The sequence below is a fragment of the Roseixanthobacter psychrophilus genome (assembly GCF_043195195.1).
Classification (GTDB): Bacteria; Pseudomonadota; Alphaproteobacteria; order Rhizobiales; family Xanthobacteraceae; genus NCEH01.
In genome coordinates, this window is record NZ_JBAFWT010000071.1 from 1 (window position 1) to 12,431 (window position 12,431).

A 12,431-nucleotide genomic window follows, 5' to 3' on the forward strand; every position below is an offset into this window, starting at 1 on the left:
TGAGAGGACGCGAACGCAGATGCTTGGCCAAATCCCAACGACGCCATTCGGGCGACGGACGCTGACGCGCGCCGTCGTCAACACGCAGCGCATGGTGAAGAAGTGTCCCGACGGCAAATCAGTCCACAAGTGGCAGGTGTTTCGGCTCGTCTGCGAGGCGAAGGCGACGCTCGCGGTCTCCGATCGCGCGCTGGCGGTGTTGAACGCACTGCTGACGTTCCATCCCGATACGGTGCTGGTGTCAGGAGCCGGCGACCTCGTCGTCTTCCCATCGAACACGGCGCTGATGTTGCGGGCTCACGGCATCGCGCCCTCGACGCTGCGCCGCCATCTCGCCGTGCTGGTCGAGTGCGGACTGATCCTGCGGCGCGATAGCCCGAACGGCAAGCGTTTCGCGCGCAAGGGCGCCGCCGGCGAAGTCGAACAGGCGTTCGGCTTCGATCTCGGCCCGCTCATCGCCCGGGCCGACGAGTTCGCCGCCCTGGCCGAGACCATTCGCGCCGAGCGACGGGCGCTCGATGTCGCGCGCCGGAGCATCACGCTCAGCCGACGCGACATCGCCAAAATGATCGCGACGGGCATAGACGAGCGAGTGTCGGCCGATTGGCCGGGCCTGCACCGCAGATTCGTCGATATCCTCAGCTCGATCCCCCGCCGCGCGGATCTTCAGGCTCTCGAGCCGATTGCCGATGCACTCGCGGGACTGGCCGCAACCATCCTCACAGCGTTGGAACAACACGTAAAACCAGCGGAATCAGGCGCCACAGAGTCCCGTTCCGAGCACCACATACAGAGTTCAAACACCGAAATCTCGATTGAACCTGAACCTGGCTTTCGAGAAAGCCGGGCGGCGAGGTCCGAACGAGATCAGGAACCATTGAGGCCAGCGGAAGCGGCGATCCCGCTAGGCATGGTTTTGGATGCCTGTCCGGACCTGGTCGACTATGCCCGGCACGGAATCTCGCACTGGCGCGATTTCATGGCGACCGCCGCCACTGTTAGGACCATGCTCGGCGTCAGCCCGAGCGCTTGGACCGAGGCGTGCGAGGTGCTCGGCGAGGGTCGGGCCTGTATCGTCATCGCGGCGATCCTGCAGCGTGCGCCGGCCATCAGGAATCCCGGTGGGTACTTGCGCGTCCTGACGCGGCGCGCGGAAGCTGGCGGCTTTGCGGTCGGGCCGATGCTGATGGCGCTGATCTCGACGCGAAAGCGGGACACCGGAACCCGGCGCGTAGCGGGGTGACCGACCATCGATATACGGCCATCTGTTCGAGGTCGCCGGCTGTTCCAAGCTGATCCGCTGGCGCCGGCCGCGACCGTGGTCGGATCTTGGCCCGTGGGACTGGATCTATCGCCACATGCTCTACCACCTCAGGTGTACGCGCCCGTCCATTCGGTGCTCCTGTGAGCGCCGCTCCACGACCCTGGGGCGGGGTAGTTGGCACCACGCTATTCGTCGTCGTCCCGCAAGGCTGCCTCGTAGTCTTGACCGCCATAAAAGACGCCAATGATATTTACGGTATCATCCGACACCTCAAACAGAATGGTCACGCGCCGCCGATAACCAAGCGTCCGCAGGCCCGGCCGAAGATCGTCGCGCCGCGTGCCTCGGTGCGGGAAGGTCCACAGGTTCTCGCAATAGTCCACGATGGAATCGACATATCGCGCCGCCACGGTGGGCGACCCTACCCCGGCGATATGGGCTTCCAGCTCGTCAAGCTGGTTGAGAGCTTCCGGGGTGAAACGAACGGTATGGGTCACGCTGAGGCTGGCCGCCTGCGCTTGGCCGCAAGATGCTCGCGCACCTGGTCCACGCCCAACGCCCGGCTCGGATCGGCCTTTAGTTTGTCATAGGCGGCGACGCCTTCCGTGCGCAACCAGCTCTCAAGGGCCTTGTCGCGCGCCTGCAAGGCGCGCAGGCCGTCGCGGATAACCTCGCTCTCGCTGGCATACTCGCCCGACGAAACCTTGGTCTTGACCATCTGCGCCATTTCGTTCGGCAACGTGACGCTGAACTGCTGTGTGCTGCGCATGGGAATCTCCCGTGTTGGATGGTGCTGAGTAGGATTGAACACTACACATAGAGTCCCGATCGGGAAACACCATAGCCCGCGCTTTCATGCTTGCATGATTTCCCGCAAGCCCCTCTCTCCTGCCTTGTCGCCCGAGCAGATCGCGCACGCGCACCACCTCATCAACGAGGACAAGAAGCTGGTGGCCGAAGTTGCCGGGCTCCCGGGTGTGCACCGCGCGACCGCCAAAGCTCGATAGAGGGGCCGAAGCGGAGGCCACGCGCCTTGGCGGCGAAGGAGACCGCACACCTTCGTTGAGCTACGGTCTTCGAGAGTGTCCAGTTATCCCGTCGTTACCGTTGTTTTCTGGCGGCTGTCCAGTCGCGGCACGCGACCGGAGCGCAGCGGAGCAGGCCCGGAGCCGGACCGCGCTTTCATATAGCGCTGTAGGTACGGCGGAGGGCCTGTGGTCAGGCGCCGCGCGGGGGCGGCAGGTGTCATATCCGTTTCAGGTGATCGTGAAGAATGCGATCGATCACACGCAGCGGATGGGTCCGCTCTTCAGCCGCGATCCGCCCTTGCAACCTGAGGTGCGACGCAGGACCGAATGTGTCCCGTTGCGGCAGTGTTGTTATGCGTCCGAGAGCCGTCAATGCGGGGGGCACGGAGCACCATCCGAGCAAGTCCGACCCCCGCTCCCAGGTTTAATGTGGAGAGCGTTCTCTCGACAAAGGGCGGAAGCGCGCTTTGGATTTGCCCAAGTAACGTCGCGAGATCGAATTGACGCGTGCTGATTCTATTGTAAAGGCTGGCCGCCTCCTGGGCCAGAGAGGCCAGTATCGCTGCACCTGGAATCACCACGATGCAGATGCAGGCCAGGACGCTGACCGCCGCCGCAAGATTCCGGTGCCCGCCCAGCCAGATCTCAAGTCTCCTGTGCAGCGGATTGAACAGGATCGCCAGGATGACAGCCCAGAGGATGGCGCCATAATAGGGAAGCAGAAGCCAGACGAAGGCCGCCGTCACCGCAATGACGACTGCGATAAAGCTGAGCTCCTGGATCGTCGTCTTCGGCACTAGGCAGTGCTCCAATCTGCGGTTTCAGGCTCTCCGATCCTGAACCAAGTGACATAGAGCACCAGGAGAAACAGCGGCGGTAGCGCGGTGCCGATGATGATGTCGCTCATCGTCTCGTATGCATGATGACCTCGTTCGCTGAACCGTATCACCTCGCAATTACCCTGGTCACGCTCGCCGGGTTGGGGTCGAACCGAATGCCGGCTTGGCGACTCGGCATTCCTTTATCAATGGCCGAGAAGGGCCGTGCGCCAGGTCAGGCAGTGCGCGGCGCCAATTCCATCGGCGAAACCCCGTTCGAGGACCGTGATCGATTTTACCGCCGGCCACCAGTCTGGCCATCCCTCGACGTCCACGATCAAGTCCCACACGCGATCGAGCGGCTGCTCGAGACGCCAAAGGGTGGCGAGATTGAAACGGGTGATTGCCATGGCCGTGTGTGGGTCACCGCGCGGCGCGCAGCATGAAGGTCAGCGGCGGCGCCGAAGGCGTCTCGGACGCGCCCGCGACTTCAAATCGGCATCGTCTGTCAGGGCCGACAGCTCGACATCCGCTTCCACCATGATACATCGACTCCCGATGGCGAGTTTTCCGCCGTCGACCGATCCGACGACGCACTTGCTGGCCGGACGGTTGAAATCCCGCGCTTCGCCGAACCGATTGCCACGTTCCTTCGCCGCCTCCACGATCGCGGCGGCCAGCGGATGGTTCCTCGCCGATGTCGGTTGCCCTTCGATACCCATCGCGAAGGGCAGATGATCGGCATGTTGGTGCATGACACTCTCCCCGTTCACGCGTCGTAACTGACGAACGACATCATGCCCGTCGCCATGTGGTAGAGATGATGGCAGTGGAGTGGCCAGCGCCCGGGGTTGTCCGCATCGAAAGCCACGGTCACGCGCGCCATCGGCGGGAGCAGGACGGTGTCGCGCAGCGCGCCGCCGACCGTCTTGCCGTTGATGCCGACCACCTGGAATGCGTGCCCATGCAGGTGCATCGGGTGCGCCATCATCGACATGTTCGCCAATGCGACCTCGACGCGTTCTCCCCGCTTCACCCGCAAGGCGTCGCCGCCTTCGATGCCCCAGCTATAGTCCGCCATATTGCCGGTCAGGGTGAGCGCGAAGCTGCGGTCGGCGGCACGCTGCGCCAGCGGTTCGACGGCGCGCAGCCTCTGTTCGAGGTCGAGCCCGAGCACTGGTCCCTTGGCTTGTCCGAGCACGGGAATCTTGGCGATCGTCGCGCCGGCGGGCGCAAGGATGATCCCCGCGCGCTCGGTGCTGCCCTCGCGCAGGGCGAGGATCGGATACGATCCGCCCGCCTTCGGCAGCGCCAGCCGGATATCCAGTCGCTGGCCCATGGAAATAGGGAACGACCGCCCAGCGACCGGCTGGACGGCGTGACCGTCGACCGCGATGAGTTGCCCATCCAGGCTTCCGGTGTCGATGGTGAAGGCGGTCGCCGTCGCGCCGTTGATGATCCGCAGGCGCACCCGGCCGCCCTTGTCGACGGTCACGACCTGAGGGTCACCCAGCGTGCGGTCATTGGCGAGGTAGGCATCATAGTCGATGTCGTTGAGGTCCATCGCCATGCCCGGCATGCCTTGCATCTGGCCCGTCGCGCCGGAGGCCGTCATGCCGGCCATGCCCTTCATCGCATCGGTTTGGCCCATCGCGCCGTGATCCATCGGCATGGCGCCGGCGGCAGGGCTTCCTTTGAGTTTCGCGAGCAGTTCTTCCGCAGGCGTGAATGAGAAGTCGTGCAGCAGGATCACGACCTCCTGCTCGTCCCGCTGCCGGTCGGCGGCGGTCCGGATGATCAGCGGCGCCGCCAGCAGGTTCTGCTCCTGCAGCGTATGGGCGTGCATCCAGTGTGTGCCTCCGGCGCCGGCCGGGAACGTGTAGCGGCGAGTTTCGGAGGGTCCCAGAAGCGCGGCGGGATTGTCCGGCACGCCGTCCATCGGCCAAGGCGGTGTCAGGCCGTGCCAATGGATCAGCGTCGGCTCACCGAGCCGGTTGGAGAGCGCGACGTCGAAGCTGCTCCCGGCATCCAGTGTCAAGCCCGGCGTGCCATCGGGCTGGGCAAGCCCGAACACGCGCGCGGCCTTGCCATTGACCTCGATGGTCCGACTGACCACGCCAAGCGGGCGCGGCGCAGCGTTTGACGCGGGCGGGGCGGCATCGGCCGCGGCCTGCGCCCAGGCTTCAATTGGATGGAAGGCGGCCGATGTGCCGAATGCGGCCGCTCCGGCCATCATCCGGTTCAGAAAATGACGACGATTCATGGTGTGGGTCCTTGTTCCCGTGCCGGCAGCAGGCCGGCTGACTGATCATGCGAATGCGCATTGGGCGACCCGATGCCCACGGAGCATCAGGTCAGGTCCGATCAGGCACTGGTTCGAGGAGGACCGAGGGTGGGTGGAAAGGCCAGGCCGCTGACGATCTCATCACGCTGTTCGTAACGCGCAGCGAGCACGATGCGTTGCGGGACTGTCGCACCCGGTGCGGCAGGAGCCACGACACAGGATGCGCAGGCGCTGCTGCAACAGAGCGTATGGTCGACAGCGTGAGAATGACCTTGGAGGCTATCGCCGCTGACGGCAGCCTGAAGCTGCCCGCCTGCCACAACGGTTGCTTGCTCGTGGCGGACAAGGTCCTGACACGGCATGGCCTGCGCGCTAACGACAGGCGCAATAAGCAACGCGATCGCGACCAGAAAGGCCAGCAACGCTCTCATCCGTCCGATCGTCTGCAACCTGACACTCATACCTGACCCCTGCCGCTTCAAGAAGGCACCCTCCTCACAATTCCACCTTGACCCATATCAACGGCCTCTCTGAGGCGTTCTCTCGTCACGAGAACTTGTCCCTTCGCGAGGGCCTCGGGCCGGGACCGCCGATCCGGCTCCGGGGCGCACGTCTCACTCGGCGGCGAGCCGGCCGGCGACAGACTCCGGCCTCGCGGAGTCGGACGCCGCAGCGTTCACGGCCAGCCCCCAGCCCTTGACCAACCCGTAGACCGCCGGGATCACGGCCAGCGTCAGCACCGTGGAGGACACCATGCCGCCGATCATCGGCACCGCGATGCGCTGCATCACCTCCGAGCCGGTGCCGGTGCTCCACAGGATCGGGACGAGGCCGGCCGTGATTGCGATGACCGTCATCATTTTCGGCCGCACCCGCTCGACGGCACCGAGCATGATCGCCTGGTACAGGTCGGCCCGGGTGAAGGGCCGTCCTTGCGCCACCCGCTCTGCCTTCAGCTCCGCCATCGCTTGTTCGAGATAGATCAGCATGATGACGCCGGTCTCGGCGGCGACACCTGCGAGGGCAATGAAGCCAACGGCAACAGCGACCGACATGTTGAACCCGAGCCACCACATCAGCCAGATGCCGCCGACCAGCGCGAAGGGCAGCGACAGCATGACGATGAGCGTCTCGGTGAGCGCCCGGAAATTGAGGTAGAGCAGCAGGAAGATGACCAGCAGCGTCACCGGCACGACGATCTTCAGCCGTGCCTCGGCGCGCCGCAGATATTCGAACTGGCCGCTCCACGAGACATAGCTGCCGGGCGGTAGCTTCACCTCGTTCGCGACGACCCGCTGCGCCTCGGCGACATAGCCGCCGAGGTCCCGGCCGGCGATGTCGACGAAGACATAGACCGCGAGCTGGCCGTTTTCGGTGCGAATCGAGGTCGCGCCGCGTGTCAGCTCGACCTTGGCGACTTCGCCGAGCGGCACCGTTCCGCCTCCCGGTAGCGGCACCTGGATGTCGCGGGCGATCGATTGCGGGTCGCTGCGGAAGTCGCGGGGATAGCGGATGGTGACTGCGTAGCGCTCGCGACCCTCGACCGTCGTTGTCACGGTCTCTGCGCCAAGCGCGGTCGCGATCACGCTCTGAACGTCGCCGACAGCGAGGCCGTAGCGACCGAGTGTCTCCCGATCCGGCACGATGTCGAGATAGTAGCCGCCGATCACCCGCTCGGCATAGGCGCTGGACGTGCCCGGCACGGATTTCAGCACCCGCTCGATCTCGCGGGCGGACTGCTCCATCTGGGCCAGATCGGTACCGAACACCTTGACGCCGACCGGCGTGCGGATGCCGGTCGAGAGCATGTCGATGCGGGCACGGATCGGCATGGTCCAGGCATTGGAGACACCGGGGAATTGCAGCGCCTGGTCCATCTCGGCCTTGAGGCTGTCGATGGTGACGCCCGGTCGCCATTCGTGCTTCGGCTTCAGATTGATGATGGTCTCGAACATCTCGGTCGGCGCCGGATCGGTCGCCGTCAGTGCCCGTCCCGCCTTGCCATAGACCGAGACCACCTCCGGGAAGCTCTTGATGATCCGGTCTTGCACTTGCAGCAACTCCGCCGCCTTGGTGACGGAGATGCCCGGCAGGGTGGTCGGCATGTACATCAGCGTGCCCTCATCCAGGTTCGGCATGAACTCGGAGCCGAGCTGGCGCGCCGGCCAGAGCGTCACGCCCAGCACGACGAGCGCAATGAGGATGGTGAGCATCTTCGCCTTCAGCACGCCGCGGATGACGGGGCGATAGACCCAGATCAGGAAGCGGTTGATCGGGTTCCTGTGTTCCGGGATGATCCGGCCGCGCACGAACACCACCATGAGCGCCGGCACCAGCGTCACCGACAGCAGCGCCGAGGCCGCCATGGCGAAGGTCTTGGTGAAGGCGAGCGGGCCGAACATCCGGCCCTCCTGTGATTCAAGCGTGAAGATCGGCAGGAAGGAGACGGTGATGACGAGCAGGCTGAAGAACAGCGCCGGCCCGACCTGGCTCGCCGCTTCGATCAGGATTTCGACACGCGGCTTGTCCGGTGGCGCACGCTCCAGATGCTTGTGGGCGTTCTCGATCATGACGATGGCGGCGTCGATCATGGCGCCGACGGCGATGGCGATGCCCCCCAGGCTCATGATGTTGGAGCCGAGCCCAATCGCCTTCATCGCCGCGAAGGCGATCAGAACGCCGACCGGCAGCATCAGGATGGCGACCAGCGCGCTGCGCAGATGCAGCAGGAACACGACGCAGACCAGCGCGACGATGATGCTCTCCTCGATCAGCGTGCCCTTCAGCGTCTCGATCGCCCGGCCGATCAGTTCGGAACGGTCATAGACCGGCACGATCTCGGCCCCCTTGGGCAGGCTCGACGCGATCTCTGCGAGCCGTGCCTTGACGTTCTCGATCACGGTCAGCGCATTGGCGCCGAAGCGCTGCAGGACGATGCCGCTCGCCACCTCGCCCTCGCCATTCAACTCGGTGATGCCGCGCCGCTCGTCCGGCCCGATCTCGACGCGGGCGACATCCCTGACCCGCAGCGACACGCCGCGGTCGGTCTTCAGCACCACATTCTCGATGTCGGCGACGCCGCGGAGATAGCCACGGCCGCGCACCATGAACTCGAACTCGGAGAGCTCGACGGTGCGTCCGCCGACATCGGCGTTGCTGGCCTTGACGGCATCGCGCACCCGGTCGAGTGGGATGCCCAGTGCACGCAGCCGGTTCGGATCGACCACAATCGTATATTGCTTCACGAAGCCGCCAACGCTGGCGACCTCAGCAACGCCCTCCGCCTTTGACGCACCGAAGCGGATCACCCAGTCCTGCAGCGAGCGCAACTCGGCGAGCGTCATCTCTTTGGCGACGACGGCGTATTGGTAGACCCAGCCGACACCGGTCGCATCCGGCCCCAACGTCGGCGTCACACCCACCGGCAATCGCTGTGCGGCGGCATTAAGATATTCGAGCACACGGCTCCTCGCCCAATAGGGATCGGTGCCGTCCTCGAAGATCACATAGACGAAGGAGACGCCGAAGAAGGAGAAGCCGCGCACCACCTTCGACTTCGGCACCGTCAGCATCGCGGTGGTGAGCGGATAGGTGACCTGGTCCTCGACCACCTGCGGCGCCTGACCGGGATAATCGGTATAGACGATCACCTGCACGTCCGAGAGGTCGGGGATGGCATCGAGCGGCAGCGTCTTCAGCGCATAGAGCCCGGCCGCAACGGCGAAGATCGTGCCGACGAAGACCAACACGAGATTGCGGGCCGACCAGCCGATGAGGCGAGCGATCATGGCTGTGCCTCCGGCGGGGTCAGGCCGCGCAGCGCCGCCTTCAGATTGCTTTCGGCGTCGATCAGGAAGTTAGCCGCGACAACGACACGGTCACCTTCCGCAATGCCCTCGCGGATTTCGGTGAAACCTTGGCCGCGCAATCCGATCTTCACGTCGCGCGGTTCGAACCGGCCCTCTCCACGATCAATGATCACGACCTGTCGCGTGCCCGTGTCGATCACCGCGCTATCCGGGACGGCAACGACCGGCGCGGCATCGCCGGTGCCGATCTCCACTTCGGCATACATATTGGGGAGCAGAACACCGCCGGGATTGGCGATTTCGATCCGCACTCTCGTGGCCCTCGTCGCTTCGCTGACCTGCGGATAGATCAGCGACACACGGCCTTCGAAGCTGCGTCCAGGCAGACTCCGCACCCGGATCGTCACCGGCGCCCCGAGCCGCACGGCGCCGAGGTCGAACTCCGGCACGTCCGCCAGCACCCAGATGGTCGAGATGTCGGCGAGGCGAAAGAGCACCTCGCCGGGCGCCGCCTTCATGCCGTCGACGACATTGCGTTCGAGCACGACGCCATCGCGCGGCGCCCGCCAGACCATCGACAGCGGCGCCTTGCGCGCCCGCTCGATCTCAGTGATCGCCTCGGGCGGGAGGCCAAGATTTTCGAGGCGCTGTCGGGCACCCCCCAGGGCGCTGTCCCGACCGCCGCTGTTGAGGTCCGTGATGAATTGAGCGGCCGCGAAGGCGATGTCCGGCGAATAGAGCCGGAGGAGCATCTGGCCCTTCGTCACCCGGTCCCCCGTCGTGACGTTCGCCACCTCATTGACGAAGGCGTCGCTGCGGGTCGCCACCACCGAGATGCGCCGCTCGTCGAGCTGCACGGTTCCCGGCACCCGCACCAATCTGCCGACAGTGCGCCGCTGCACGAGTTCGGACCGCACGCCGGTTCGCTGGAGCTTGCCGAGCGAGACCTTCACGATCGGGCCGCCGTCGTCCTCGCCCTCATGGATGGGGATGTAGTCCATCCCCATCGAGTCCTTCTTCGGCGCGGGCGACGTGTCCGGCAGGCCCATCGGATTGCGGTAATAGAGAACGCGCCTGGTCCCACCACTGGCGGGCACTGTCGTCGCTGGTGGCTTGTCCTCGAAGCTCACATCCTCGCTGGCACGGACGGCGCGGAACGCCCGACCGTCCGCGGTCTGGCGCGGCGTCGCCGAATATACCGGCTGACCGTCGGGGTCCTGATAATAGATCACGGCCCCCGAGCCGGCCGGCCCGCCCGCTGCAAGAGTGTCCTCGACCCCAAACCATTCGCGAAGGCCCGGCATCGGAAAATCCCGAAGCCCCACCCAATAACCTCCGGCCCCCGCCGCCAGAATGGCGGCGAGGGCGAGGCCCGTGAGGGCGATCCGTTTCATGGCACGGCCTTCAGGACCAGCTTGTTCTCGATTGTGCCGGTCTCGCCCTGAACCTTGGCGCCGAGCGAAAGCTGCCAGCCGCCGGCCATCATCAGATTGGTCTTGAAACGGTAGACGCCCTGCTCGGTCGACGGCAGCGCCTCGATCGGCGCGGCCATGGTCGGCATGCCGTCGGGCGCCATGTCGATGCGGGTCGCGAAGATCACCGCGTCGGGCACCGCCTTGCCGGATCGCTTGTCGACCAGCCGCACCGTGACGATGGCGCCATTGCCCTGCTTGACGTCGGTCTGGACGAGGCGGAACTCGTAGTCCGTGATGTCGGCACGCGCCGTCGTGAGGGCCGCCATTGAAAGCACGGCCGCCAGCGCCACTGCTGTGGCGCGCTTCATATGAGAGGTCATCATAGTCTGAAAATCCCGGATTCATTGGAGCGCCGAGCTTGTCGCCCGGCGTTGCGCGGCCTGCGGCCACGCGCTCTCGGCCGCCCGAGCCTTGCCGGGGCGGCACGAACCGGCACCGAGGTGCCGGCGATGTCCTAGATTCGCGGAGGTCGAGCCGGAGGCTCTATCGTGAGTGCGTCGCCCGCGGCGTCGCTGCTTGGGCGGACGGCATCCCTCCGATCCCAGAAAACGGAGGCCAAGTGAGATGGCGCCGGTGCCACCGAGAAGCATTTGGCCATGCACATCGCCATCAACGGACAGGACTTCTGGCAGTCCGGGACGGCCGGCTTTTCATCCGGGCAGCACGGCATGTCGTCCGGCATCGCGGCCATGGTCGCAGCCGCCATCGCGGGCCCGCTCACCGAAGCGGTGAACGGCCCGCTAACGAGCCCCACGATCGCCAGGATCGTGAGGAGTCGATGGAGGCACGACCAATACATCCCACTTAAATGTCACATTGGTAACCGCGATGGAAGCGCCCCTCGTTAATGTGAGCCAGCCACTGTCAAGTCGGTTGCACACGAGAGTGCCGTGTCCTCCAAGTACAAGACGCTTGATTTCGTTGTCACAGCAAACGACCTCTCAAGGCCGCTATGCAGTCTGACTGTGATCAAGCCGGTGCTTATCCGGTAGTGACCGTCGTTCTTCCAGAGACCGTCATAGGCATACTGCCCCTTCGTACCGAACGAAAACTTGGCCCCTGCCTTTGTCGAACAGGTCTTGCCCTGCACGACACGCGCGATCTCTGCAGCGCCGATCGCGTTCGCAACTGAATGTGCTGCAGCTTGGCTGGACGGAATGACGAAAGCGAGCGCACTGGCACCCGCGAGTATGGCAAAGCGAGCGTGTTTCATTGTTTCCTCCTGGCGGGTTGACCCCAGCCGTTCTTCGTTTCAAGGCACATAAACTCGATGCAATTTTTCGTTGGCCGCCCGAAAGACGCGCTTTCGCGCAGCGCAGTAGCGAATAAGACGGCCCACTGCTTGGTCCTTCCTCCTTTCCAGGCAGTTCGCTGGGGAAGAAATTGCCACGAGATCACCACAAAAACGTGGCCTGCGCCGTATCAACTTGCAATGCGCGCCAGGCGTTCTTGATCTTTTTGTGTCAACATTCTTGTGATCCTTTGGCCGCATCCAGCGACCTTCTCCCGTAGCGACAAGATTGGCGCTTGCCATTCCCGGCGACGTCCATATCCTGCGACCCGCTATGATGCGTTCGCTTCGCCCCTTTATGATTCTTCTGACCGTGCTCGCCTTTTCGGTGACAAGCACGGGCTGGGGCATTGCGAGTGGCGCCATGGCATCGAGCGGTGGGAAGGGACACCACGCACCGATCGAGGCCAGCCATTCCAGCGGATCGCATGAGCACGGCGACAGCGACCTGGCCCAGAATCT

11 protein-coding genes and 1 pseudogene are annotated in these 12,431 nt (G+C 64.7%); 3 read left to right on the forward strand and 9 right to left on the reverse strand.

Annotated features, from left to right (window positions below; all coding sequences use genetic code 11):
* The coding region (repC, locus tag V5F77_RS27205; protein ID WP_429008215.1) for a plasmid replication protein RepC at nt 1-1,243 on the forward strand (1,243 nt) is incomplete at its 5' end.
* A gap of 206 nt (nt 1,244-1,449) precedes the next feature.
* On the opposite strand, the gene V5F77_RS27210 is transcribed toward repC, so the two are convergent.
* The 6 genes from V5F77_RS27210 to V5F77_RS27235 all read right to left on the reverse strand — a co-directional run bounded on the left by V5F77_RS27210 (nt 1,450) and on the right by V5F77_RS27235 (nt 5,373).
* Nucleotides 1,450-1,761: a type II toxin-antitoxin system RelE/ParE family toxin gene (locus V5F77_RS27210; protein ID WP_213375458.1), complete on the reverse strand. Its 312-nt coding sequence runs from the start codon at nt 1,759-1,761 to the stop codon at nt 1,450-1,452.
* Entirely contained in the window at nt 1,758-2,033 is a 276-nt protein-coding gene (locus V5F77_RS27215; protein WP_213375456.1) for a type II toxin-antitoxin system ParD family antitoxin, read from the reverse strand. The genes V5F77_RS27210 and V5F77_RS27215 overlap by 4 nt, the downstream gene beginning before the upstream one ends.
* A gap of 540 nt (nt 2,034-2,573) precedes the next feature.
* Nucleotides 2,574-3,089 (reverse strand): AI-2E family transporter, encoded by a 516-nt coding sequence (locus V5F77_RS27220; RefSeq protein WP_394025797.1) that lies wholly within the window; start codon nt 3,087-3,089, stop codon nt 2,574-2,576.
* A 227-nt stretch (nt 3,090-3,316) separates the two neighbouring features.
* The gene (locus V5F77_RS27225; protein WP_394025798.1) at nt 3,317-3,520 is read right to left on the reverse strand and encodes an SRPBCC family protein; all 204 of its coding nucleotides are present in this window, start codon (nt 3,518-3,520) and stop codon (nt 3,317-3,319) included.
* A 39-nt stretch (nt 3,521-3,559) separates the two neighbouring features.
* Nucleotides 3,560-3,865, reverse strand: coding sequence for a hypothetical protein (locus tag V5F77_RS27230; RefSeq protein WP_394025799.1), 306 nt, complete (start codon nt 3,863-3,865; stop codon nt 3,560-3,562).
* Nucleotides 3,866-3,879: 14 nt separating this feature from the next.
* Nucleotides 3,880-5,373 (reverse strand): multicopper oxidase family protein, encoded by a 1,494-nt coding sequence (locus V5F77_RS27235; protein WP_394025800.1) that lies wholly within the window; start codon nt 5,371-5,373, stop codon nt 3,880-3,882.
* A 269-nt stretch (nt 5,374-5,642) separates the two neighbouring features.
* Here V5F77_RS27235 and V5F77_RS27240 point away from each other — a divergent pair, with 269 nt between their 5' ends.
* Nucleotides 5,643-5,861: a hypothetical protein gene (locus V5F77_RS27240; RefSeq protein WP_394025802.1), complete on the forward strand. Its 219-nt coding sequence runs from the start codon at nt 5,643-5,645 to the stop codon at nt 5,859-5,861.
* Nucleotides 5,862-6,008: 147 nt separating this feature from the next.
* On the opposite strand, the gene V5F77_RS27245 is transcribed toward V5F77_RS27240, so the two are convergent.
* The 3 genes from V5F77_RS27245 to V5F77_RS27255 are packed head-to-tail and all read right to left on the reverse strand — an operon-like array spanning nt 6,009 to nt 11,001.
* Complete coding sequence (locus tag V5F77_RS27245; RefSeq protein WP_429008216.1) at nt 6,009-9,182, reverse strand: efflux RND transporter permease subunit; 3,174 nt, start codon at nt 9,180-9,182, stop codon at nt 6,009-6,011.
* Complete coding sequence (locus V5F77_RS27250) at nt 9,179-10,597, reverse strand: efflux RND transporter periplasmic adaptor subunit (RefSeq protein ID WP_429008217.1); 1,419 nt, start codon at nt 10,595-10,597, stop codon at nt 9,179-9,181. Before V5F77_RS27250 ends, V5F77_RS27245 begins: the two co-directional genes overlap by 4 nt.
* Nucleotides 10,594-11,001: a FixH family protein gene (locus tag V5F77_RS27255; protein WP_394040862.1), complete on the reverse strand. Its 408-nt coding sequence runs from the start codon at nt 10,999-11,001 to the stop codon at nt 10,594-10,596. The genes V5F77_RS27250 and V5F77_RS27255 overlap by 4 nt, the downstream gene beginning before the upstream one ends.
* 1,197 nt (nt 11,002-12,198) lie before the next feature.
* Here V5F77_RS27255 and V5F77_RS27260 point away from each other — a divergent pair.
* Nucleotides 12,199-12,431, forward strand: a pseudogene (locus tag V5F77_RS27260) (hypothetical protein); the annotation flags it as partial.